Origin of the sequence: Salsuginibacillus kocurii DSM 18087 (assembly GCF_000377705.1) — a bacterium.
Taxonomy (GTDB): Bacteria; Bacillota; Bacilli; order Bacillales; family Marinococcaceae; genus Salsuginibacillus; species Salsuginibacillus kocurii.
The window spans coordinates 123,672-148,062 of record NZ_KB898631.1 but is presented as its reverse complement, the minus strand read 5'-3'; the positions used below and the strand labels follow the sequence as shown (position 1 = coordinate 148,062).

The window sequence follows — 24,391 nt, the reverse complement described above, 5'->3', positions numbered from 1 at the left end:
AAGACCCCTCAAAGATGATGAGGTTGATAGGTCTGAGGTGGACGCGTGGCGACACGTGCAGCTGACAGATACTAATCGGTCGAGGGCTTATCCTAATGGTTTAAGTCAACGCACCGGTATTTCATCAACGACGCTATCCAGTTTTGAGTGAATAACACTCTATATTGGTCTGGTGGTGATGGCGAAGAGGTCACACCCGTTCCCATGCCGAACACGGCCGTTAAGTTCTTCAGCGCCGATGGTAATCGGGGGGCAACCCCCCGTGAGAGTAGGACACTGCCAGGCCTACATATTTATATTCCACAGTAGCTCAGTGGTAGAGCAATCGGCTGTTAACCGATCGGTCGCAGGTTCGAATCCTGCCTGTGGAGCCATTTGCTTCCTTAGCTCAGTTGGTAGAGCGCATCCATGGTAAGGATGAGGTCACCGGTTCAAGCCCGGTAGGAAGCTCCAGTACAGACATAACAGTGGTTACAGCGTTCTTACTTTTGGTAAAAAGAATGTTGTGATGGTACTTATATATCATTCCAATTGAAGCTATCTTCTTTCGTAAAAAGAAAGGAGGTAGCTTTTTTATGTTATTAAAATTTGCTATTCAGGATTTCCTATCAGATCGAAAGTTCCGAAACCTATCACAAACGACTATCAATAGTTACGAATATACCCTTCAAATTTTTCACCAATATGCCGTGCACCAATGTGAAATAACAGATGTAACAGATATCAGAACTGATGTGATCAAGGCGTTTTTGGTGAATGAGCAAGAAGTGCAGAAGAATAAGCCTGCTTCCATTAACACTAAACTTAAAAACCTTAATGCCTTTTTTAATTACATGATCGAAATTGAAGTTATTGAAAGCAATCCAGCTAAGAAGTTGAAGAAGCAGAAAGAAGATATTCATATTGATGTATTTACAGATCACCACATCCGTAAAATGCTGGACTACTATAAGCGCCAAAAACGGAAAGAGTATTCCTTTTATGCGTATCGCAACTATACCATAATCGTATTCCTTTTAGGTACAGGTGTTCGTTTAGGAGAAATGTGTAACCTGCGTTGGTCAGATGTAGATTTTGAGCGTAAGCAAATATCGATTTTTGGTAAAAAGCGCATGGTGAATACGTTGCCAATTACTGATAAGTTAACAAAAGATTTAGCTGAGTACCGCATGTTCTGCGAGAGCCATTTTGGAGCGTTATCAGATTATGTATTTGTTAATCAAAAAAACGAGCGATTAACTGAAAATGCAGTACAAAACGTTTTTAAGTACCTATCAAAAATGATGAATTTTCGAGATGTGCGCTTGTCAGCTCATACGTTTAGGCATACGTTTGCTCATCGTTATTTAATGAATGGCGGAGATGTATTTAGCCTTCAAAAGCTTCTACGACACGAAAAACTAGACATGGTGGAGAAGTATCTAGCGCTTTGGGGGGAAGATTTGCAGGAGCAGAATGAAAAGTATAATCCAATGAATCATCTTGATATCTAAATAGGGAGGCTAACAAATGCTACAAGCAAAATCCAAACTATTAAACAAGCTGCACCAATCGGCACTCTTAGAAAACAAACAATATGATTTAGACACCACAACCAATTGGGCTGAATTTTATCAACATATGGATTTACAATCAGAGATTATGAAAATTGACATTGAAGTAAGTGATCTATTTTTTGAAGAAAATGAAGACACTTTGATGAGTAATTATCAATTAAATATTCAGGGGGAATCAAATAAGAATAAGCCAAAAAATCAGGAATATGAAGCATTTTTTAAATTAACAGCATCATATCCATAAAAATGATTTTTGAATATATTAATATCACAAAAATAATTACAATGAATTTTTGGTAACCTTATTGAATATAGAGCTACCAAAAAGCTTACAAAAAAATTTGAGATAACTGTTTACAAATCTGACCTGTCAGATTATAATGTTAAATATCATACCAGTCAGATTTGGAGTGTTAAATATGCATCCGTTAGAATATTGTGCAAGGGTATTTGATTATCAATATAAGGAGATAGCAAAAGAGTTGGGAGTCAGTAAACAAACTATAACTGATTACATTAAAGGAAAAACAAGGTATATACCTAAAAAGCATCTTCCTAAACTCTCAGTACTATTTAATGGTATAGATCCTGAATTCTTTAATAAAGAGGCACTTAATGAGATTGAACAATTAGATGTTCAAATTGCGCATATTGAAAAACGTTCATCAGATGAGTATGAGGAAGTAGAAGTTGATGGGGAAATTTTTAATAATGATCCTTTATCTACGGAGAGAAGTCGCTTATATCGTTTAAAAGATAAAAAAGCTTTAATAAATAGTATATTTAAACAGATAAATGAAGAAGATGATACTTCTAAAAAATCCAAGATAATGAAACAAACATTGAATATCTTTGAGAAAAAAGGCACTAATGAAGTTGCCGCATTACATATGTTCACTTATTTACTTTCTACGAATTGGGGAAAACCAGTAGGAATGAATGAACAAGATGAACAGTTTATGAAAGATTTAAAAAGTATTTTAAAAAAGTATCTTGTTTAGATGAATAGAAGCAATTTAAGGGGGTGATTATGTTTAGGTTTTAAAAGGGAAGGACAAGTTTATTAGTAAATAGGAGGTGAATGGTGAAATTGCTTGTATAGGGAAGTTTTTAGCCTCTGATATGTAAAATTATAAATTATGGAGGGCTTTTGGGCTCAAAAAAAGGAGAAGATATATGAATGAAGTTAATGATTGACCAAAAAGAATATAGTGAAAAGCCTAATGATGCAGGGAGATTAACATATTCAATAATGGAGCACCCAGTAGACCTTTATAATATAAAGCAACTAGCAGATGAGATTGAGAAGGGAAAGACTTTTGTTCCTTCGTTTTTGAAAGGTGGTAGTAAGAGACAAAAAAAGCATTGGCAACATCAACAAATAGTGGCTTTAGATTTTGATAATACCGATGAAGAAGGAAATAGACAAGTAACATTTACAATAAGCCAAGCGTTAGAGGACGATTTTATAAAAAATAATGCAGCGTTCTTGTATAAAACTTTTTCTTATAAAGACCACTGGGAAAAGTTTAGGGTGGTATTTTGTTTAGATAAACCAATACATAAATATGAGAAAGCAGAAAGTGTCACCAAAGAATTATTGAAGAAATACTGGCAAGCTGACCCTGCATGTAAAGATGGAAGTAGGCTATTTTACGGTGGCAAAGAAGTTATAGAAATAAATTATGATAACAAATTAGAAGGTGAGAGTTTTAGCAGGACAAAGAGTACTAAGTCTATATGTCCTGCTAAAACATCAAAATTCAATCATAACATAAAACATAACCTTGATGATAGTAATGTATCACATATTAAAAGCAAGAATATAGAAGAATTACATATGAAAATGCAACCTGATCCTATTCAGTTACATAATAAGTATCAAGTATATGAGTATTTAAAAAAACAAGATTTACATAGCTACTTAGGGATATATAAGAGAAATTTCCATGATATATTCCATGAGGAAAACAGTCCGTCAGCAAGTATATATATAAGTCAAAATGGAACAGGGCATTACCTTTATAAATGCCACTCAGTCAGCAGCTCATTTGTTGGAACTATTATAGAAATAACCGAAAGGTTACTTGATGTAAGAGCTACCGAAGCAGTAAAGTTTTTAATGAAACTGTATAAAATTGAAATTATAGAGACTTCAACGCAAAAAAGATTAAAAGAAGAAATTGACCACTATAAGTACATATTGCAGTCCGATGATTTAAAAGCAATGTACCCCTATTTTTATAAACTTTTTAAGGGGTCTGGTTTATTGGATAACCTATACATATTACTTGATTTAATAAAAGAGAATTTACCCGCTCAAGATGATGACCCAAGATTGTTATTTTTTCACTCCTTAAATACAATAGCTAGTAAATTTAATAAAAGTAAAAGCGTCACGGGAGTAAGAATGAACATCTTTACTTTTTTTAGACTCATTTATAAATTGGATGAAGAAGAAGTTCCTCAAGATTTACTAGAAATACAACAAAAAGTTAAAGAAAATAATCAATACCAGTACCTAAATAACACATATGAAATTAAATTGTATTCGTATAACTTTTTTTCCGAATTAAATAAACAGTGTCAAGAATGGATCGAAAAAGGGTTAACAACTAAAGCAATGAATTATGAGGGCATCTATCGAAATTTTGGTAGAGACGAGGCAAATAGAGTTTTTCCGCAGGATAAGGGTAAAGAAATAAAACCTTTAAATGAAAAAGTAACTTCTTTGATAGAAAAATCTGCTTTAGATATTATTGAATATAAAGGCTGGGCAACTGAAAAAGAAATTTTAGAAAATGTACTTACATACTTTAAAGGACAAAAACAATTTAAAAGTAATCAGTTTAAGCGTTGTCTCGGAGAGATGTTAGAAAAGTACGATCTTAAATTGATTAGATTAAATAAGAAGAAAAAGAAAGAGTTAGAGATAACAGAAAACGATATTCCTACTAAGAGTTATCCAAAAGTACTAACTACAATACATTGAATATTATGAATTATACATTTTTTGTTTAAGAATTTTCATGTAAAAGAAAGGATTGATGTAAAATGAAAAAGAAATCTATCAGAAATGGTTATAAAACAATATACCTTCCCACACACCCAAAAGCAAATCAAGGGTACATTTATGAACATATATATATTATGGAGCAAATGAAAGGGCGTTATATAAAAGAAGATGAACATGTCCACCATTTAGATACAAATAATTTAAATAATCATCATGAAAATTTAATATTAATAGAAAAAGGGCAGCATACCAAATTGCATAATTATTATCGAAGACATAATCTATATGAGGCACTTAAAGCCACTGGTAAAGATAAATATAAAGTGAAAGAATGTTTTTATTGTAATAATTATTTATTTGCAAATGAGAAATTTTGTAATAATGGTTGCCAGCAGAAATATCGAGCAGAGAAGAAAAATAATAGACCTAGCAAAGAAAGATTAGAAAAATTATTAGAGAAGTATAATAAAGTTGAAATAGGTAACTTGTATGGTGTGCACAGAACGACTATTAATAATTGGCTTAGTGATGACACAACTCCTTAATCTAGTTTATTATTCAGAAACCTATCTTTATATAAAGGTGGGTTTCTTTAGTAGAAGAGCTTTTGGATTTCTTTTGTATATTTGGTGGAGTATTCTTGTTGGATAACGAAAGTGAACAGAGATGAGAGATGTTGTATTTTCATTGTTCATTAATTTAATAGAGAGTAGACTACGAATGATGAGTTTCTTACAAATTTTTAAATTAAATTAGAGGGTAAAATGATTGTAAGAATGATAAAATCAATGTTAAAAGTTCTATTTTTATCCAAAAGATTATTTAAAGGAGTTAAGAATGATTTCTAGTTTAGATCCAAATTTGAGCAAAAAGTTTCGTGATAAAGTACATGATCACGGTGAATTTGTACGACTGTATTTTCATGAGCTGAACGGTAAAGACATATGGAGCAAAATATGTTCTTGTATGGATTGGTTAGATGTTTCTATACATGGTTTGGAGTTACCATCCCACCATGAAAGTATGAATATTACTTCTCTTAGATTTACTCATTTTATAGTTACTATTGATATGATTTATGAATCGATTACAAACTTATGGACTTCATTTGAAGAAGTTACTGACTTTAAATACCCGTATAAGTATGACAGTAGTATATTTAATGCAAATGAGTATGGGGAAAATTTGTACGACGATGATTACTTTAAGTTAATTAGAGCATGGTTTGGTATTCATGCTGTTAACGGTAACAAAGTAAACATACAAGGCTATCCAAACAACCTTCGCTTTTTTACTAGTTGGTCAACTTCTTTTGACAGAAATGAATTTTCTTTACAGCTTTACTCAAATAATAAAAGTGCTGAAAAACAATATGGAGGCACTAAGAAAATAGATGTCAGGGAAATAATAAAATTTATTGAACTTAGATACTACACGCTCCATGACTTGATTAATATCGTGGATGAATTATATATTCAGGAAAAACAAAGTTTACAACAAACACCAATAAGGTTGGACAAGAGTCAAACACATTTGGAACAAATTCAATATTTATATAGTAAAGCACAGGAAAGAAAATTGACTAGCGAATATTTTCAACATCATATAGAACTATATATATCTTTTTTAAAATGTGATTTGGATAATTTCTCATTTAAAGATAAAGAATTAGTCTTAAGGTATTTATATGAATTAAAGGAGATTATACCGGCTTACAAAAAAATTGTGGAAGAGGTTAATGTAGCAGACCCTCCTCATATATTTAGCTTAATGGATTTAAGGTCGCAAGTTTATTCTGCTAACCGTTATGAGTTTTCAAAGATTTTAGATTATGTAGAAACCTCATCGCTAGGTCTTGGGAATTACCAAACGTATATATTTTCACTGAAGATATTAATAAAAAAAGGATTACTTCCTTATTACAGTGCATCTTTGTCAGGAGAAGCCTTAGTATTATTAATCTACTCATTAGATCACAAGTGGGCAAAAGAACAATCGACGAACATACTACACAATAGTTTAACTAAGAAAGGTACCACAATAGATGACCTTCGAAACTTGCTAGATTAAAGAATACTTTATTGCAAGCCTAAAATAATTATTTAGTAATCCAACACAGCCACTGGTTATGAAGGGTTTTGTTTCAACTTGGTGGCATCTCTATCCCACCTTACATGAGGGAACTTTGTAAGGTGTATATAGGGGTGAAATGATAGAAAGTAGGAAGGTGGATGCTGTTGGGTTGTTGGCAGAAAGGGTAAACCAAAACAGCAATTGCTCAAAAACGAGGGGCTTAAAGGTAGCTAATTTCATTCATTGATTGAGGTAATGATTTTAATTGGGTAAGCTGAAAGTTCTAATGTTTGGAAGAATGGTGTGTTAAACATACAGTTAGTATGCATAAAGTCACTAAGTAAAAGAAACATTTCACATAGTAAAGAAGAGGAGATTTCTAGGGGGTTGGGCATGGGAACCTTCACAATTTATTATATTATAACCTTCGAGCATAAAAATGTTAAATCACTAAATATTCTCACTGGAGGAGTATAATGGGGGTAGAAAATTATTTAAAAAGCAGGAGCAAATTAAATAAACAACTCCAATTAGTAGCTGAACTTCCTCATGCATTCAAGTTTAATGCCTATGATAAGATACAGGGTTATTACAAAAGGGAAGCAGAGATAAATAAATTTTTAAATAAATTTCACCAGGACGTTATAGAATTTGAGGAGCTACTATCTAATTACTTATATCCACCAATACCTAATATGACAAACGGGCAAGTTAACGTATTAAAAAGATATCTGACTAATGCCACTACAGACGAGGAAGCAATTGATATTTTAGATCACTTTATAAGTATCAGATTTAATGATGAGAAAATGGATCAGCTTGTAACAAAATGGAGTACTTATAAATGGTTAGATAAAAATAGAAAAGACATTTTAGCTGAGGTTATTGACGGTCATAAGAAAGAACTGTTTTACCTATCAACTCTCTCTGTATTTCCTCAAATCGAAGGGATATTAGCTGAATTTTTTCCTGAGGAAAGAAATACTAACGGAAAATTCACCGGGAAAAACCAAACGAATTCTTTACAAAGAATACTAAATCCAGATTTAAATTATGATTCTCAATGGGATAAATTTTATCGTCAACAATTAACCCAAGACTTCAAACATATGGAGCCAATCGAAGTGTTGAGTAGACATGCTATGGCACATGGGGCTGATAAGCGTTATGGATCAAGAGCTAATTCAACTAAAAGTATAATTATATTAGATTATCTATTAACCCGAATGAATTGGTATGTAAACGTTAATTCATGATATTAATATGGGAATACGAAACCTGCAACTTTCTTTAGTTGCTTAGACTGAAATCTAAATGATGGGTAATAAAATAGATATAAACTTATCTATTTCGAGCGGAATTTTATATTATATATATAAGGGGGTAATTAACATTAATTAGCAATAAACCTAAGAAAATTATCTTATAACACTGTAACGCCCTCTATCTATACTCAGTGAAAATAGGGTGATTCACTTCGGTATAGTTCTCGAAAAGTGCTGTATAGACACGATTACCTCACCCTTATATTAGTTTCATAAATATCAAATTAAATACTTGCACTTGTATTAACCTTTCTTCATTAACTTTTACGAGTGTGGTTTTCGAGCATCTTCACTTTGTTTAAATTTTTAAAGAGACTCCACTAAATTTTCAAATTAACACTAAATAAACACTAAACTGGACAAATTTCCAGAATCAATTGATTTATATTCTCGACTGCTTTAAAAATATCAGAGATTAACAGGGGTAATCTTCGGCGTGGTTTTTAAGGAGTTTTACTTCATAATTACACTCCCTCCTCGAACTTTTTTACGGCGGAGAAAATTGCCGATACCTTTATGGCTGTGTTTCGGATCTCGTCTACTTTCATTTTATAACCAATGCTTATTGCTCAGTAGGTCAAAATACACAGCAGCATATATAGTCTAAATGACTAAATTTATGTTATGATATACCAGTAAATACTAATTTCAAAGAGGTGATTTAGTGCGAAAAGTGTTATTGTTATTGATAGCTGCAACTTTAGCATTGGTCTTTTTTGCACCCCAAGCTTTAGCGTCAACTGATCGGGTACAAGTATTTGTTGAAGGTGAGGAATTAAGTTTTGATATTGACCCTGTAATAAAAGATGGGGTTACACTAGTTGAGTTCAGAGGGATATTTGAAAAATTGGATATGTCAGTAGGGTGGAATAATGAAACTAGAACAGTCACAGGAGAAAGTGATGATACTGAAATTGAATTGACTTTAGGAAATGATTTTGCAACTGTTAATGGTTCTACAGAGACTTTGGGTGTCCCTGCACAAACTATGGATGGAAGGACTTTAGTCCCATTACGTTTTATTAGTGAATCATCAGGAGCAGATGTATTTTGGGATAATGAAAATCGTACAATTACTATAGAAAAACCAAGTAGCTATAACTCGAATAAAACTGGGGATGTAAGTGGCACGATTACTTGGCAATATAATGATTATGTTGGAACTAGAGGTGATGTAAATGCGGATGTTTATTTAATTCCTTCAAATTTTGATTATGAAGGAGTTAATGAGACTGAGCTGTCACTATTTGCAATGGGCATACAAAGCGCCGAAGTCGATGGTCTTCATTTAACTACTGTTAACGGTAATGGTGAATATCAATTAAACAATATACCTATTGGAGAGTATGTACTTGTTGTTTCTTCTGAGAACACAACTAGAGATCTAACTCAGCCAGTTTCCGATTATGTGGAGAATACTGTTAATTCATTATTAGGAAATGAAGTGTATTCTGAATTTGAATTGTTTAATTTAAAGAGAGATAAACATACTATTGAAATTATTGAAGTTCAAGAAGATAGAACAATAGACTATAGCCATGACTTTGGTTACACATTTATTTAATAAGTTATGAGAGCGCCTCAAAGGTGCTCTTTTTTATGGAAGCAGCTTGTGTGCACTGAATAAAAAAGACGAAATTAATTCTAAGTGATTATCAGGTATGGTTAAATAAAACATGTCTATTGACCAATTCTCAATTTAAAAATTAATACACCCGAAGTTAAAAATAATTCTTGTGACATTAAATAATTTCACCTTATAGGTGGATTGGTGAACACATCTTTTAATTGTATATATTGGTTGATAGTGAAGTTTACAATGATTCTATAGATAGGGTTACCTAGTGTGGTTATTTGGTGGAATTAGTCGCATAAGAGAAAATATGTACAAAACTTCTGATTCTTTTTTAGTTGGCAAAATCCTACGGTACTGTTATAGAAGTATTCCCCTCCATTTTCCATTTTTCATTTTTAAATTTCCCTTTATATTGAAAACCACTTGATTGTCGGCTGAAAATGGTTTACTATGTACTTACAATAGAACGAAAGAAGATAGTTATAGTCTATAAATAGTTGATATATAGCATTCCTTAGCTCAGTTGGTAGAGCGCATCCATGGTAAGGATGAGGTCACCGGTTCAAGCCCGGTAGGAAGCTCCATCTGAACTATACATATGACAAGGGTTCTGGCAATTGCCAGAACCCTTTTTTAATTAGTAACAAGCTCAACTGGTGACTAATCGGTTATTCTTTAATGTAGACATCCTTTATCAGAACAAAGTGTCTTCAAGTTTTTCAGCGGCTTCTTTGATTCACAAAAAAGTCTAGCCCACTTGCTCGATCCTCTTCCCTAAAATGTGCTTTCTAGTGGACCTTAATTAGGTTAGCCATTCTACTGACAGCCTCATATTATTATGTGAGTCTGCAACATACCATCTTTTAAACGATTGTTTAATTGAATAATATATTATATCTCTTTCTGTAATGAGAAAAAGCTTATTTTAAAGGTGAATCTACAAGGAGGACGAGGACCCAAGTTGATGTTTGAGGGTTTCCAGTCGTTCTAAGGCCAACTCTTCCTCCATGACAGAAGAAGTGATGGTTTGGTAAAAAGGGTCACTTTTCCCATGTTTGCGTAATGCATGAAAGACCGTAGGTTTTTTAACTTTGAGTACAGACGTAATTTCAATCATTGGTATAGTACATTCTTTTGGCTTTAAGCGTATCAATCCTCTATAAAGCTTAACAAATTCATGCAAGGAACGTTCCTCATCAGGCGTTTTATCAAGCATTTTTTCAAAAGTCTGGATGTATGAGAGCAATTCTTGGTTTTCATTTGACACGTTCTCACCTCTATTCACTTTTCGCCCCCGACTATTTTACCATATATGGTTCTTTGGTTGGTTAAAATACGACAATTTTCGATGATTTTTTCTGTTAAAGGAGAGGAAGGATAGGACAAGAGAAACTGACGAAAATTAAAGGTTATTATCAAGAAATAGCTCAAATAGGTAGCTATCTTCTCATGTATTTTGATGAGTAATTTTCCATATGCCATAACAAAATTTGTAGAACAAAAAAATCAAGGACCAGGGGCCCCACTTGCTTTTCAGGCATTTGGGACTCTTTGTCCCACGCTGCCTGCTTCCTCTAGTAAGGGATTGAAACAACTGTGACTAACAAGAACAATAGCTAGTACGGCAGCGCAATGAACGTTCCTTAACTCTTTACTCAGGCATGCAATCTATTAACAGCGCCCTTTATTAAAACGATTGTTCAGAAAAAGTGGTATGGATTTTCTACTTGTGGAAAGGTTCTTTTGAAAACTTCTACATCAAAGGTGTCGTACCAACGATTTGGCAATTCCACTTCTTTAATTAATGAAATGAATGTATCCACAAGATTTCCATCAAACTGGGTCCACGCACAACGCTCTAATTCTGCGAATGCTTCTTCATGCGACTTTTTAACAGCATTATAGTTTCTGAGATCATAGGTCATTGTATCAAAGGCATCACAGATTCGAATAATGCGGCCTTGTATGGATATTTGTTCTCCGATTAATCGGCGCGGGTAGCCTCTGCCGTCCCAATCTTCATGGTGGTCTCTAATAAACTCAGCAGCTCGTGTTTTCCCTAATTCTTTTCGAACGATGACATTGCCAATATGGCTGTGGCTTTCCACAATGGTTTTTTCTAAAAGAGTCAAACGAGCAGGTTTAAGTAAGATTTCTTTGGCAATTCCGATTTTACCTATGTCATGGAGCAGGGCAGCCACTCTCAAGTCTTCATCATAATGTTCTATTTTTTTGCCGAGAAGGGTGGCTAAATACATCACTCTTACTGAATGATGTTTAAAAATCTGCAGCACCTCATGGTCTTGGGTAATATAATCGAATAAAGCTTCCGGGCTACGTTTCATAAGGATGAGCCCCCTCTTTTCTGACTATACTTTTATGTTCCAGTTACCTTAAATTATACCTTTTTACTCATAGTAATAATAGGTCTTTTCACCCTGAGTTGGTAAGTTTTATAATGTGTGGCTCATGTAAAGAAAGCCAATTTCTTTTTACTGAACCGCTTTCCACTACGGTTGTTATATATTGGGGAAAATAAACAAAAAAGGATCACCTTTTCATTTTAGAAAGGAAGAAAAATTGTTTAAGGTCGGGCAATTGAAATTCATATTAATGTAATGAAAGAATTTTATAATGAACTTTACCAACGTATTGCTTCTAAACCTTCTAGAATAACAAACGAGTATCGTGAAGACTTAAGTCATTTCCTATTTTCCTTACCCATTCGTGTAATAAGTAAACCTTATCGTCTCGCCAAAGATATGAATCAAAGTCATAAAGTGATTCGTCAATATAAGAATAAGAAAAATGAATAGTAATTATCTCTATACTCTATAGAAGCATAAAGGAAAAACACCTCCAAATTCGCTCAGCCATGCCGCAATTTGTGGAGGTGTTTTTTAGTGGTTTTTTATGCCTTTAGCCCTTCCTTTATAGCTGCATAGCCGGTCCGAAAAACTCGTAGTGAATATGTTCTGCTGGTACATTTGCCGCTTCGAGCCCTTCTTTAATTGTGCGCATAAAAGAAACTGGTCCGCAGAAGTAATACTCAGCTTCTGTAAATGGGATAAGAGAAACTAATAGATCCGGGTTAAGATAGCCTTCTTTGTCAAAACGTTGATCGGTTCGGTCTTGATCGGTTGGCGTGGTATAACAGAAATACGATTGCACCTGGCTGTTCGTAGCGGATAATTGTTGGACTTCTGTTTGCATGGCATGGTACTTCCCATTATGGGTGGCATGGATAAATAACACTTCTCGTTCTGGCTGTTGTTCGACGATGGTGTTTAGCATGCTCATCAAGGGGGTGATGCCGACGCCGCCGCTAATAAGCACAACAGGTTTAGAATTGTCTTTGGTTAAAATGAAATCTCCGGCTGGGGCGCTCAATGGCAGAATGTCGCCTGGTTGTACCTTTTGATGTAAGTGGTTCGAAATTTTGCCGTCAGGCTTGTCGTTCTCTTGTTCTCGTTTAACACTGATGCGGTAATAGTCTTTTCCAGGTGCGTCAGAGAGACTGTATTGGCGGATGTGACTGTATTTTTCACCTTCAATGTTAATGGTTATGCTTACGTATTGGCCGGGAGAGAAGGAGGCGATTGGCAGGCCGTCTTCTGCCTTTAAATAAAAGGAAGTAATGAGCTCACTTTCTTTTACTTTGTCAGCTACTATAAAGTTGCGAAAGCCGCTCCATCCGCCTGGTTGTTCTTCGGCATTTTTATACATTTCCTGCTCTACGTCGATAAAAGCAGTGGCAATTACGCCATATGCTTTTTCCCAAGCTGTTAAAATCTCTTCGGTTGCTTGGTCTTCTAGCACTTCTTTCATGGCTTCTAACAAGTATTTCCCGACGATGGGATAATGCTCCGGCAGGACGCCTAAGCTTCGGTGTTTATGGCCGATTTGTTTAACGACCGGCAGAATGTTTTCTAATTGGTCAATGTGAACTGCGGCTGCATAAACAGAGTTAGCAAGTGCCGCTTGCTGTCTGCCTTTTTTTTGATTGACTTGGTTAAAGATGTTTAAGAGTTCTGGATGGTTTTCAAAAAGCTTTTCATAGAATCGTGTCGTAATCGTTTCACCGTGTTCTTCTAGAACGGGGACGGTTGACTTAATTACGCGGATCGTTTTTTCATCTAACATATACTACCACTCTCCCCAGTAGTCCCTGACTCTGCTAACCATCTATAAATGATCGCTTTCTTTTTGCTTGGTTATGGTTAACAGAGTAAAGGTAATTCATTTCCTCTCTAGTTATAGTGTTAAGGAAAAGGACCTAAAAAGCAATATTTTATATACATCTTTTAATAAATTGCCATATTTATACGTAGAAGTTTTGACATAGAAGCTGAAAAGAAAAGAAATGTTGTGATACGATAAAACAAAGGAAATGAGGGGAAATTATGCGCTTAACAACATATACAGATTATTCATTGCGTGTATTGATTTATCTTACAGTTCATGATCATAAATCGCTTGCAAAAATACAAGATATTGCTGATGCGTATCAAATCTCTAAAAATCATCTCATGAAAGTCGTTTATGAAATGGGGAAGCGAGGCTATTTGGAAAATATACGCGGGCGAAATGGAGGCCTTAAACTTGCAGTTGATCCGGAAACAGTAAATATCGGTACCGTCGTTCGGGAGATGGAGGAAGATTTTCATCTTGTGGAATGTTTTGATTGCCAGAATAATGGCTGTATCATCACTCCTGCCTGCCGCTTGAAGGGCGTATTAAAAGAGGCTTTGGATGCTTACTTAAATGTATTAGATCAGTATACATTGTCAGAACTGGTGACCAATCGAAATGAACTAAGAACTTTGTTGCAACAGAATGTTTAGGCTAAAAGGTGTGAGGTCATGCAGGAATGGATAGGAAAATGTAAAGCCTGCAGTAAAAACATCTATTGTCTGGATGGTTTTTTAAATGGAGTTTCTAAGTCAGGTTCGGTTGATTGTTTCTCCTGCGCAAAGAAAAGCAGCAAAAGGAAAAGCTAGAAGCGCTCTGCCCAAATAAGTGATAAGAAGTACCCACAGCAGCACGTAACCGCTGCTGTGTTTTTTTGGTGATCCCCCATCGCTGTAAATTCAGTAAGAATGCAGGCATATTTTCTTTATTAATTAAAAGCTCATTTTTCCATCTTTAAATTAAGAGAGAAAGGGTAAAAAGGATGCGACGACATTTCCCACAAATGATAAGATGGAACAGAAGAAAGAGTTAAGTAAGCTTAGATACGTGAGGCTGGGTGACTTCGATGGACATTCTAACGGTTGGGGTTAGTGTATTATTTGCATTGAATATTGTGTTTGCAATCATTATTATTTTCTTAGAGCGGAGAGATCCAGCAGCTACGTGGGCCTGGCTTTTAATTTTATTTTTTGTCCCGTTTGTAGGGTTCGTTGTATATATGGTTTTTGGGCAAAATTTAAGCAGGAAGCGGTTGTTTGATTGGGATGGAATTAAAAAAGTCGGCATAGAAGACATGATTTCTAACCAAGTGCGGGCGATTCGCAATCATAAATTTTTATTTCAGGATGAAAATGTAGAAGAAAATCGTGATTTGATTTACATGCACCTGGTGAATAATGACGCGGTCTTTACCCAGGACAACGAATTGGAGATTTTAACCGACGGAGATGAAAAGTTTGAACGTCTTTTTGAAGATATTGAACAAGCGACGGACCATGTTCATGTGCAGTATTACATTTTCCGAAAAGACGGACTTGGCCAGCGGTTTATTGAGCTCTTGAGGCGCAAAGCGGAAGAAGGAGTAACTGTTCGTTTTCTCTATGATGATCTCGGGTCGCGCAGTTTAGCGCGCCGACATTTCCGGGAGCTTACGGATGCTGGTGGCGAGATCGGCATCTTTTTTCCCTCCCGTATTCCTTATGTAAATCTTCGGCTCAATTACCGCAACCATCGGAAAATGGTAGTCATTGACGGAAATATTGCGTATACGGGCGGTTTTAATATTGGCGATGAGTATCTGGGGTTATCGCGAAAGTTTGGGCCGTGGCGGGATACCCATTTACGGATTGTTGGCTCATCGGTGGACGTCCTGCAGACGAGGTTCTTCTTGGATTGGAATCAGGCTTCAAAAGAACGCCGGGTAGGTTTTGAGCCTCGTTATTTTCCGGAGAAAACGCTAGAAGGTACTACGCCTGTTCAAATTGTTTCAAGCGGGCCTGATTCAGAATGGGAGCAGATTAAAAATGGTTACCTCAAACTGATTACTTCAGCCCGAGAGTCAGTGTACATTCAGACGCCTTATTTTATTCCAGATGCGAGTTTATTAGATGCTCTTCGCGTGGCAGCCCTGTCTGGAAAAGATGTGCGCATCATGATTCCGAACAAGCCGGACCACATTTTCGTGTATTGGGCCACCTATTGGTATATGGGAGAACTGCTCAAAGCAGGAGCCCGCTTTTATATTTATGATCATGGATTTATACATTCAAAAACGATGGTGGTTGACCATAAAGTCAGTTCGGTAGGGACAGCCAATATTGATGTGCGCAGCTTCCGCTTGAATTTTGAGGTGAATGCTTTTATTTATCACCGTGAGACCTCAAATGAACTAGCGCGGATCTTTGAAAAGGATATGGAAGCTTCCTGGGAGATGACGATGGAACGTTACAAGGCGCGTTCGCGCTGGATACGTTTTAAAGAATCGATTTCTCGTTTGCTTTCCCCTATTTTATAAAGCTGCTGAAAAAGTCAATGCACCGCTATTTACTTTCATTATCATGTAATTCTCCTTATAGTGAGAAAAAATTGATGAGACCGGAGCAAGTGAAACTTCAGTGGAAAAGGGAGTCAGGGCAAGATCTCGCGCAGGGACCATCAACCTCTCTATACAGGTTATTGTATTAAGGTAAACGATAAGCAGTTTTTCAGAAGCACCCTATTTTATAGGTTGGAGGCCGCTATTTATAGTGGCCTCCTATTTTTTCTGCGCGGTGTTTGGCCTGACCGCCTGCTTGTAGGGAAGCCGCGTTGATTAGTGCGGCTGGCCCATATTTGCTCGTGATTTGATCGCGCACAGTATTTAAAGCATGACGGTCGGGGATGGTGAAGAGCAGATTAAGTTGTTGAGTACGGCTTGACGAGAGATGGCCGAGACTGACGCCGAGACTTCGGACCGGTCCGCCCTGCCAGTGAGTTTGAAAAAGAGAAGCTGCTTTATTGTAGATGCTCTGCCCATCATCGGTGGCAAACGGGAGGGTGAATTGGCGCTGAAAGCCTTCTAGTTCAGCTTCTGAACCTCCTTGGCTGCTGACTGATATCAGATCTCCGCTATAACCGTTCGCGCGAACTCTGCGGGCTACTTCCTCACTTAGTTCGCGCAGAACGATACGAATTTCTTCCCAGCGTTTATAGTCACGAGGCAGGGTCATATGGTGACCGATGGCTTGACGGCGAATGTGGGTATCTGGAGTCACTGGTGCATCATCAATGCCATGAGCGTGGCGCCAAAGCACTTCGCCATTAATCCCCCACTGGTACCGAAGCTCCTCTACGGGAGTGCGGGCCAATTGACCGATTGTGCGAATACCTATGTTGCGCAAGTTTCTGGCCATGCGGCGGCCGACTCCAAACAAATCCTCAATCGCCCGCGGCCACAGCTTTTCCTTGAGGTTTTCTTCTGTAAGCTGGAAGACGCCATCTGGATGTTTTTTAGCAAAATGATCACAGGACATTTTCGCAAGCACTTTGGAGCTTCCACAACCTATCCGCGCAGCGACCCCAACGGTCCGTTCCACCGTTTGTTGAATGTCATGCATCAGCGCAAAAGGCGTTGGACTCCCGCTGATATCAACGAAAATTTCGTCGACGCTGTACGGCTCGACGCGGGCTGCAAAGCCTTCAAGTACCTCCGCAATACGAATAGAAGCGTGCAGGTAGTACTCCATCCGTGGCCGCACCACTACGAGATCTGAGCATTTTTGTTCGGCTTGCCATAGTGGTTCAGCCGTTTCCACTCCCCACGTTTTGGCGAGCGGGCAGGCGGCCAAAATGACGCCGCTGCGAATATTTGGGTCTCCTGCTACAACAATAGGCTTTGAGGCAAGAGAGGGGTTTCTAACCTTTTCCAGATTAGCATAAAAGGATTGCATGTCGACCAGAAGAATCGTAGGGTGATGTGTCATCGGCCTCCCTCCGTTTTATCAAGTCTAGATTTATTATAACCGAACAAATGTTCTTGTAAACAAAAAATAAGCAAACGCCAGAAAGAAACTTTTTCCGGAAAATAGACAGAAGATTGGGGCTGTTTTCTTAAAGGAGCCATGATATAATACAAAGGTGTTTAGAGGGGCGAAATAAAAGAGAAGGGAGGCGGTCGATTGCCTTCAATGAACAAGCAGAACCGAACGATCGTTCATCGTCTCCCTTTTTATTACGGATGGGTGATTGTGGGGATGGCTGCCTGGGCTGTGTTTTTATCTGGGCCAGGGCAGACTTATTCCGTTTCAATCTTTATAGATGCTTACGTCGAAGAGTTTGGCTGGAGCCGCTCGCTCGTCTCAGGTCTTTACTCGGGAGCGACGTTTGCTTCAGGGCTGCTTATGATTTATATGGGACGGATGGTTGATCGCTTTGGGCAGCGTTGGATGTCCGTGGCTGCTGGGACAATGCTGGGCATTGCTTGCCTGATCAACAGCTGGATTATGGGACCGATTATGCTGTTGCTCGGATTTTTTATGATTCGCCTATTTGGGCAAGGGGTGATGGAGCTTGTACCGAACACGCTCGTGCCGCAATGGTTTGAGAAAAAGCGGGGGCGCGCCTTTGCTTATATGGAAGTCGGCGGCTTTGTCAGTTCTGCGGCACTTCCTCCGTTAAATGTATGGTTGATTGCGCAATTCGGCTGGGACGGTGCCTGGCAGTTTTGGGCGCTTATTTTATTAGTGACCTACGTTCCATTTGCGTTGCTTCTCATTCGCAATCGTCCGGAAGACTACGGACTTGAACCGGATACAGGCCAAACCTTACATAGAAAGAACGAAGAAACAGCAGTAGCGAAAGAGCCGGATACGACCGCTGAAGCATCGGCCAAGAACGACTGGACGCTTCAGCAGGCTATGCGTTCCTGCACATTTTGGGGCGTGTTATTTTGTATCGGCGTTCCTGCTCTCGTAAATACAGGACTTACTTTTCATATGGTGTCGATCCTTGGTGAGCAAGGATTAAGCCGAGGCGAGTCGGCTTTTATTTTAAGCATGATGGCGATGATTTCCTTTCCGGTTTCCTTTATGGCTGGTTTTATGATTGAACGGCTGTCGGTGCACCGTTTGTTTGCTTTTGTCTTTGTGCTAGAAGCGGTTGCCCTTCTCAGTCTGTTGTTTACCACATCGTTTGCGGGCGCAGCTGCATTTGGCATTCTTCGCGGAGTAGCTGGAGGATTTGGAACGATTTGCATCGCCATGATTATCCCTACGTTTTTCGGGCGGACGCATTTAGGTTCTTTAAAAGGGGCAGGAATGACGACTACGGTAATTGCCTCTTCCTTAGGGCCACTTCCGTTCGGACTGGCGTTTGACTGGTTCGGCGGCTACAGCGAGATATTAATTGTTACACTTGTCCTCCCGCTATTGGCGATGATTGTAGCTTGGAAGAATCCGGCCCCACACTCGGCAGAGCCAGCTTAGTCAAAGAACAAGCCGGCTTTTATTTAAAAAAGGGAAGGTGTTAAGGATGAGAACAGATTTGTTAGTCGTGCTGAATAAAGACGAGGATACGGTTTCTTTTATTCGCCCGGATACGCAGGAGACGGTAAAGAAGGTTGAGACGGATTTTAATCCGCATGAAGTGGTGATTACGCATGATGGAAAGAAGACGTATGTCACCTGTTCGCTCGGGAATAAGGTGAATGTTATTGATAACGAGAAGTTTGAGATTGTGCAGACGCTGGAGCATGAGGATTTTGATTTTCCGCATGGGGTGGATTTGACGAAAGATGGGAAGAAGCTTTATTTGGCGTCAACGTTCAGTGAGAAAGTGTTCATTATTGATACAGAGACCGATAAGATTGAGAAGGTTTTTCCGACGTATCAGGATAAGTCGCATATGATTTCCTTTCACCCGGATGGGAGCAAGGTCTACATACCGAACATTGGTAGTCATAATGTGACAGTTGTGGACACGGCGAGCGAAGAAGTGCTCAATCATATTCCAGTGGGCCGCGGGCCTGAAGGGGTGGCAGTGCATCCGTACGGTCATCATCTTTATGTGGCTAACCAAGAGGATGGCACTCTTTATGTGATTGATACCGAGACGTATGAGACGCTGTATAAGCGGCGTTTAGGCTCAGTGCCGGTGCGGCTTGTATTCAGCCCGGATGGAAAGTACGCGTTAATTCCGAACCGCGAGTCCGGTGAGCTGTCTATCATTGAAACCGAGCAGTATTTGAAAGGTGAAGTGCGGCCATGGGAAGTGAAGCGGCTGCGTGTTGGCGTTTGGCCGGGCGGAGTCGTGTTTGACCCGGACGGCGCATATGCGTACGTGGCAAACAACAAAACCAATGATATTTCTGTAATTAATATGACGACGTTAAAAGAAGAAGCAGAGCGGATTGATACCGGCGTGCACCCGGACGGGATTGCGTATTTGCGCCGCAGTGAATAGAAGGATCGAGGACGAGCTTGCTAAAAGGGCAAGCTCGTTTTTTCTTTTTGAGATGGAAAGAAGAGGGGAAGAGGGAGGGAAACATGCGTGATGCTACAATCAATGGGCCGGCCCTCAAAAATACGGGCCTGTTGCTTTCAAGTTTTATTATGTATGGTTGAGGCGAAATACTGCGCCCTCGGAGGAAGTGACTACGCACTCACAGGCCTCGTCTGTACACTCAGACTGCGTCATTTAGCAGTCAGAACGTGTCCCTGCGCCACCAAATCATACCTGCCTCCCGCCCTGAAGCACAAATTACTCGGACCCTGTTTTGGTTGTTTAAAGAAAATAGGCTACCGGTTCAGGCAGCCTGCACGTTTATAAATAGTTGATTCACGTGAAACATGGTAGCTTTTATATTACGATGTCGATTTTGCCGGACTGGCAGCGGCTGCTGTTTCAGCATGAGTTTGCTCGCTTTCCGGCTGGTCTCGAAGTTTGCGAAAGGCTAGGGTAAACATTGTGACAGCTGCGAGGGCAACTAAGGTTAAAATAAAGAAAAGGTTGCTAAAAATTGCGTGCTCTCCATTAGCTGCCAGTGGGTTCACTGCCAAGGTGACTGTCTGTAAGTCGAGTACTGCTCCGAAAATCGCACTGCTGAAGGCGCCGGCCATAAAATTAAACAAGTTAAAGAGGCCGATGCCGATTCCTGTTTGTTTTTCAGGTAGCAGGGTGGTTAGTAAATTAGCTGTAGACGTCTGAATGAGTGGAAAGCCCAGATAAGCGATCAGAATGCCAACGGCCAACAGCCACGGCGTGTAACCGGCAAAGATCGAAATACAGAAGAGGCCGATAGCTACAAGCGTGAAAGCAAGGCGCACAACGAATTCACTTCCTTTGCGGTCGACAAGTGAACCGCCATACCGTCCGAGCAGGCCGGCGGCCATCGCGCCTGGAAAGAGCACAAGGCCGATGCCAAGCGTGTCGAGCTGATAAAGGTCGCGCATCATAATCGGAATGATAAAGATCAGGCCGAACATCGCACTCGTGCCAAAAAAGCTGGTCAGGATGGTGGCGAAATACAATCGGTTTTTCAACATTTCCGGCCGGATAAATGGATCAGCTGCTTTGCGGATCCGAAGCAATAGTACTGGAAAAACAACAACCGCAATGAAAGCAAAGGCTAGCTGTCCTGTGGTAACAAAAGTGAGGAGAGAGCCGACAGCGAGTGCCATTAAGCCAGCTCCGATGAAGTCTACGGTCCCTTTTCGCACTTCTTCTGTTGGCAGCCACTTGCGAAAGAATGGAATGGCTAACACTGAAGCGGCAGGGAAGAGAAAGAGATAGCGCCATTCCAGCCAGCCGCCGATTATGCCGCCGGCAATTGGGCCGACACCAGAAGCAAAGGCTACAGTGGAAGAAATGATGCCGAGCACTTTTCCCCGTTCATTCGGGAAAAAGCGGGCCGGAATGATAAAACCAAGGGCCGGGATGGTTGCGCCACCAATAGCCTGCAAAATGCGAGCGGCCAGGAGAGTAGCATAATTGGGTGCAAAAAAGCCCAATAGAGACCCAGCAGCAAATAGAATAATGCCAAAGGTTAAAATGTTTTTAAGTGGATAAATGTCAGCCAGTTTGCCGTAGACAACGGAAGCAATGGCATAGACCATCACATAGCCGGTCATAACCCAGCTGACTTGACTGGGCATAAGCCCAAACGTCTCAGAAATGTCGGGAATGGCCACATTAAACATCGTTCCGTTCATTACGGCAAAGATAAGTATGATGGCTAAGAGACGAACCAGCTGTTTTTTGTTTTTTTCGCTGAAAGCTTCTTCTGGATGTTCAGCTATATGCTGGGTGGACATACGAATTCCTTCTTTCTATCGTTTTGTTAAACAAACCTAGTAATGAAGAGACGAAGTTCCTGCTTAGGCTTCTGATGTATCAACAGAACATCTAACAAAACGTTTTCACAAAAAATGGGAAACCGAGCTAACAGATAGACTATGAATAAAGGGGTCATTTCATAAGACAGGCTTAGCTGTTTGCGTCAGGCTTTAAGCCGCGGGCAAACGTGCTAATGCTTTCAGATAAAAAAGACTCTGTAGAGACAGAGGAGACCATTTGCATGTCGGACGGGAGCGAAGCATCCGTAATAAAATAGCCTGCGTTCATCCATAAGAGCGACATGGCTTGCGCTTCATGGTCGACCGGACGCAAAAGTCCCTTGTTCTCCATTTCCGCAAAATAATTCATAATAAATTCTTTTAACTGGCGGGGGTTTTTGGAAGCTGTTTCATGAACTTCTGGCATCGTATACCGTTCATTAAAACCGATCCAAATCAAGTTTTGGTTCCGTTTCATCATGTTTTGATATGTTTTACTAATTATATAGAGGTCATCTTCAAGGTTATAGGTGAGCTGGGTAGCAAATAGTTGTTCCATGCATGGAATATAAGAATAGCTTTCCATGGCAGCCTGGAGAATGTTGCCCTTGGAGCCAAAGTGCCGAAAGATGGTCATTTCGCTGACTCCGGATGCGTCGGCGATTTCTTTTGTAGTCACACCGCGGTATCCTTTTTGGCCCATTAAAAGGACTGCCTGCTTCAGGATGTGTTCACGGGTAGAGACTTGAGTGCTCACGATAGGTCCTCCAATAAACTAAACGTTTGTTAGTACTCACTAACATTAATCATACTTCCTATTATTTCGAGAGTCAAAAGATTAAGTTTTTTGAAAGTTTGATAGGTTACTAACTTAAAGTAGGGGGAGAGAGGGGGATATATACATTTTAAAGAAAATACGAAATCCTCCTCCCGACCCACAACTCTCTCCCATTGTCATAAGCATGAAAAAAGCTGGCCGAACTGGGCCAGCTTATCCATCCTTACTATATTACTAAACTCCGAAGCCAAACCAACGAACGGGATCCTTGCATTGCTTGCGGCTGCACTCGGATTTTATTTAAACTGTCCGGCGAGCTCCTCAAGGTCAGCAGTGCTGCGAATATCGCTTTCTAACAGGGGCAGGTGCACAAGACCTTGTTGATTAAACGTTTGTTTAATTTCCGCCAAGTAGGCATTTTCCTGTTCTTTTCGTTTTTTAAAAAAAGGACTCTCAGCGGCAGCTTCAGGTAAACATTTATTAATAACAAGTGTTTGAACGCTGATGCCTGTATGCTTAAGCAGTTCTAATGCGCGCTTTGTCTCTACAATCGGCAGCCTTTCTGGAATAAGTGTATACACGTAGCCGGTGCGTTTTGGGTTCAGCAGGACCTCCCGCGCCCGAGAGAAGCGGTCTTTACGCTCCATCAACGTGCGGTAGATAGGGTCCTCAGTTGGGGTGCCATCTTCTAACCAGCCGGCATAGGTTTCATTTACAGACTGCCTTCGTTGAAGCATTCCCTCCACCCAGGCTTCCATCATCTCCGGTAAAGCAAGCAGCCTCACTGTATGGCCAGTAGGAGCGGTGTCAAATACAATTAGCTCGAAGGTGTCGAGTTCCTCAAGAACAAGTTGGACGAGTCTATCAAATAAGGCGGCTTCCTCAGCTCCCGGGGAAACGCTTGCCATATCAATCTGTCGGTGCACTTCTTCTAAAAGATTCGATTTTACTAACCCGTCGAGATTGGATTTCACCCGTTCAATGTAGGCCCGCGATTCTTGTTCCGGATCGATTTCAATGGCATAAAGGTTATCGGCTAAAGCTTCAATGTTTCCATTCAGCCGTTGATTAAAAATATCGCCTAAATTGTGAGCTGGATCGGTTGAAACAAGAAGTGTCTTCTTCCCTGATCTGGCGGCTTTCCAAGCAAAGGCAGAAGACGTGGTGGATTTTCCAACGCCTCCTTTGCCCCCAAAAAATACAATCTCATGTTTGAATAATTTCTGCATGGGAAGCTAGCTCCTTTCTCTGGATCGCTGGCATAGCTATTACACATGCAGCAAGAGTAGATCAACTAACAGCAGCGAATGCCGTCCAATGGGGATTTTTCCATTCCCATGCGCATGTGCCAGTCATGGAATTTTTCAATCATTTCTGGGTAAAGTTCAAGTGTATAGTAGGAAACCGGATTTGGGACGCCTAGCATTTCAGAAAAACAAAGCAACATAAACAGATCATCTTCATCGCGTATAATCCGTTTGATTTCGGCTTGATGAGGCAAGCTGAGCACCTCATCATAAAAGCCGATTAATTTTTTAAACGAGAGAGGTTCCATACTGTTTCTAAT

At 39.4% G+C, this 24,391-nt stretch carries 20 protein-coding genes, 3 tRNA genes and 2 rRNA genes; 17 read left to right on the top strand and 8 right to left on the bottom strand.

Annotation, left to right across the window (positions count from 1 at the left end; translation table 11 throughout):
• From D469_RS0116055 to D469_RS0115985, 13 genes are all read left to right on the top strand, one after another.
• Nucleotides 1-95, top strand: a 23S ribosomal RNA gene (locus D469_RS0116055); the annotation flags it as partial.
• Between the two features lie 73 nt (nucleotides 96-168).
• Nucleotides 169-285: ribosomal RNA gene (gene rrf, locus D469_RS0116050) — 5S ribosomal RNA — on the top strand.
• Between the two features lie 14 nt (nucleotides 286-299).
• Nucleotides 300-374: transfer RNA gene (locus tag D469_RS0116045), tRNA-Asn, on the top strand.
• Between the two features lie 3 nt (nucleotides 375-377).
• Nucleotides 378-453, top strand: a tRNA-Thr gene (locus tag D469_RS0116040).
• 122 nt (nucleotides 454-575) lie between these two features.
• Nucleotides 576-1,493 carry a tyrosine-type recombinase/integrase gene (locus D469_RS0116035; protein WP_018924406.1) on the top strand — a complete coding sequence of 306 codons (918 nt, stop codon included), beginning with the start codon at nucleotides 576-578 and terminating at the stop codon, nucleotides 1,491-1,493.
• Between the two features lie 16 nt (nucleotides 1,494-1,509).
• Nucleotides 1,510-1,800, top strand: a complete 291-nt coding sequence (locus D469_RS0116030; RefSeq protein WP_018924405.1) for a hypothetical protein — start codon at nucleotides 1,510-1,512, stop codon at nucleotides 1,798-1,800.
• A 175-nt stretch (nucleotides 1,801-1,975) separates the two neighbouring features.
• Nucleotides 1,976-2,557, top strand: a complete 582-nt coding sequence (locus D469_RS0116025; RefSeq protein WP_018924404.1) for a helix-turn-helix domain-containing protein — start codon at nucleotides 1,976-1,978, stop codon at nucleotides 2,555-2,557.
• Nucleotides 2,558-2,736: 179 nt separating this feature from the next.
• The gene (locus D469_RS0116020) at nucleotides 2,737-4,548 is read left to right on the top strand and encodes a hypothetical protein (protein WP_018924403.1); all 1,812 of its coding nucleotides are present in this window, start codon (nucleotides 2,737-2,739) and stop codon (nucleotides 4,546-4,548) included.
• Nucleotides 4,549-4,610: 62 nt separating this feature from the next.
• Nucleotides 4,611-5,117, top strand: coding sequence for an HNH endonuclease (locus D469_RS21320; protein ID WP_018924402.1), 507 nt, complete (start codon nucleotides 4,611-4,613; stop codon nucleotides 5,115-5,117).
• Between the two features lie 292 nt (nucleotides 5,118-5,409).
• Complete coding sequence (locus D469_RS20600; RefSeq protein WP_018924401.1) at nucleotides 5,410-6,642, top strand: hypothetical protein; 1,233 nt, start codon at nucleotides 5,410-5,412, stop codon at nucleotides 6,640-6,642.
• Between the two features lie 479 nt (nucleotides 6,643-7,121).
• Entirely contained in the window at nucleotides 7,122-7,901 is a 780-nt protein-coding gene (locus D469_RS0116000; protein ID WP_018924400.1) for a hypothetical protein, read from the top strand.
• Between the two features lie 733 nt (nucleotides 7,902-8,634).
• Nucleotides 8,635-9,534, top strand: coding sequence for a copper amine oxidase N-terminal domain-containing protein (locus D469_RS21315; protein ID WP_018924399.1), 900 nt, complete (start codon nucleotides 8,635-8,637; stop codon nucleotides 9,532-9,534).
• Nucleotides 9,535-10,053: 519 nt separating this feature from the next.
• Nucleotides 10,054-10,130 (top strand) — tRNA-Thr (locus D469_RS0115985).
• Nucleotides 10,131-10,483: 353 nt separating this feature from the next.
• Here D469_RS0115985 and D469_RS0115980 read toward each other — a convergent pair.
• The 3 genes from D469_RS0115980 to hmpA form a co-directional block, all read right to left on the bottom strand.
• Nucleotides 10,484-10,813, bottom strand: coding sequence for a hypothetical protein (locus D469_RS0115980; RefSeq protein ID WP_018924398.1), 330 nt, complete (start codon nucleotides 10,811-10,813; stop codon nucleotides 10,484-10,486).
• A gap of 433 nt (nucleotides 10,814-11,246) precedes the next feature.
• Nucleotides 11,247-11,891, bottom strand: coding sequence for an HD-GYP domain-containing protein (locus D469_RS0115975; protein ID WP_018924397.1), 645 nt, complete (start codon nucleotides 11,889-11,891; stop codon nucleotides 11,247-11,249).
• A gap of 586 nt (nucleotides 11,892-12,477) precedes the next feature.
• Nucleotides 12,478-13,689, bottom strand: a complete 1,212-nt coding sequence (gene hmpA, locus D469_RS0115970; protein WP_018924396.1) for an NO-inducible flavohemoprotein — start codon at nucleotides 13,687-13,689, stop codon at nucleotides 12,478-12,480.
• 260 nt (nucleotides 13,690-13,949) lie between these two features.
• Between hmpA and D469_RS0115965 the strand changes: the two genes are divergently transcribed.
• Together D469_RS0115965 and cls are read left to right on the top strand one after the other, a co-directional pair.
• The gene (locus D469_RS0115965; RefSeq protein WP_018924395.1) at nucleotides 13,950-14,390 is read left to right on the top strand and encodes an RrF2 family transcriptional regulator; all 441 of its coding nucleotides are present in this window, start codon (nucleotides 13,950-13,952) and stop codon (nucleotides 14,388-14,390) included.
• A 413-nt stretch (nucleotides 14,391-14,803) separates the two neighbouring features.
• A complete protein-coding gene (gene cls, locus D469_RS0115960; RefSeq protein WP_018924394.1) occupies nucleotides 14,804-16,252 on the top strand; it encodes a cardiolipin synthase in 1,449 nt (482 codons plus the stop codon).
• 223 nt (nucleotides 16,253-16,475) lie between these two features.
• Here cls and D469_RS0115955 read toward each other — a convergent pair whose 3' ends face one another.
• Nucleotides 16,476-17,699, bottom strand: a complete 1,224-nt coding sequence (locus D469_RS0115955) for a DNA polymerase IV (RefSeq protein ID WP_018924393.1) — start codon at nucleotides 17,697-17,699, stop codon at nucleotides 16,476-16,478.
• Nucleotides 17,700-17,903: 204 nt separating this feature from the next.
• On the opposite strand from D469_RS0115955, the gene D469_RS0115950 reads away from it, so the two are divergent.
• On the top strand, nucleotides 17,904-19,199 hold the full coding sequence (locus tag D469_RS0115950; protein ID WP_040606973.1) for an MFS transporter: 1,296 nt from the start codon (nucleotides 17,904-17,906) through the stop codon (nucleotides 19,197-19,199).
• A gap of 46 nt (nucleotides 19,200-19,245) precedes the next feature.
• Nucleotides 19,246-20,175, top strand: coding sequence for a YncE family protein (locus D469_RS0115945; RefSeq protein WP_018924391.1), 930 nt, complete (start codon nucleotides 19,246-19,248; stop codon nucleotides 20,173-20,175).
• A gap of 401 nt (nucleotides 20,176-20,576) precedes the next feature.
• Here the strand turns inward: D469_RS0115945 and D469_RS0115935 are convergent, their stop codons facing one another.
• The 4 genes from D469_RS0115935 to D469_RS0115920 all read right to left on the bottom strand — a co-directional run bounded on the left by D469_RS0115935 (nucleotide 20,577) and on the right by D469_RS0115920 (nucleotide 24,379).
• The gene (locus D469_RS0115935) at nucleotides 20,577-22,025 is read right to left on the bottom strand and encodes an MFS transporter (RefSeq protein ID WP_018924390.1); all 1,449 of its coding nucleotides are present in this window, start codon (nucleotides 22,023-22,025) and stop codon (nucleotides 20,577-20,579) included.
• A 172-nt stretch (nucleotides 22,026-22,197) separates the two neighbouring features.
• Nucleotides 22,198-22,803, bottom strand: coding sequence for a TetR/AcrR family transcriptional regulator (locus tag D469_RS0115930; protein ID WP_018924389.1), 606 nt, complete (start codon nucleotides 22,801-22,803; stop codon nucleotides 22,198-22,200).
• Between the two features lie 317 nt (nucleotides 22,804-23,120).
• The gene (locus tag D469_RS0115925; protein WP_018924388.1) at nucleotides 23,121-24,053 is read right to left on the bottom strand and encodes an ArsA family ATPase; all 933 of its coding nucleotides are present in this window, start codon (nucleotides 24,051-24,053) and stop codon (nucleotides 23,121-23,123) included.
• Between the two features lie 65 nt (nucleotides 24,054-24,118).
• The gene (locus tag D469_RS0115920) at nucleotides 24,119-24,379 is read right to left on the bottom strand and encodes a cory-CC-star protein (RefSeq protein WP_018924387.1); all 261 of its coding nucleotides are present in this window, start codon (nucleotides 24,377-24,379) and stop codon (nucleotides 24,119-24,121) included.
• Nucleotides 24,380-24,391 lie beyond the last annotated feature (12 nt).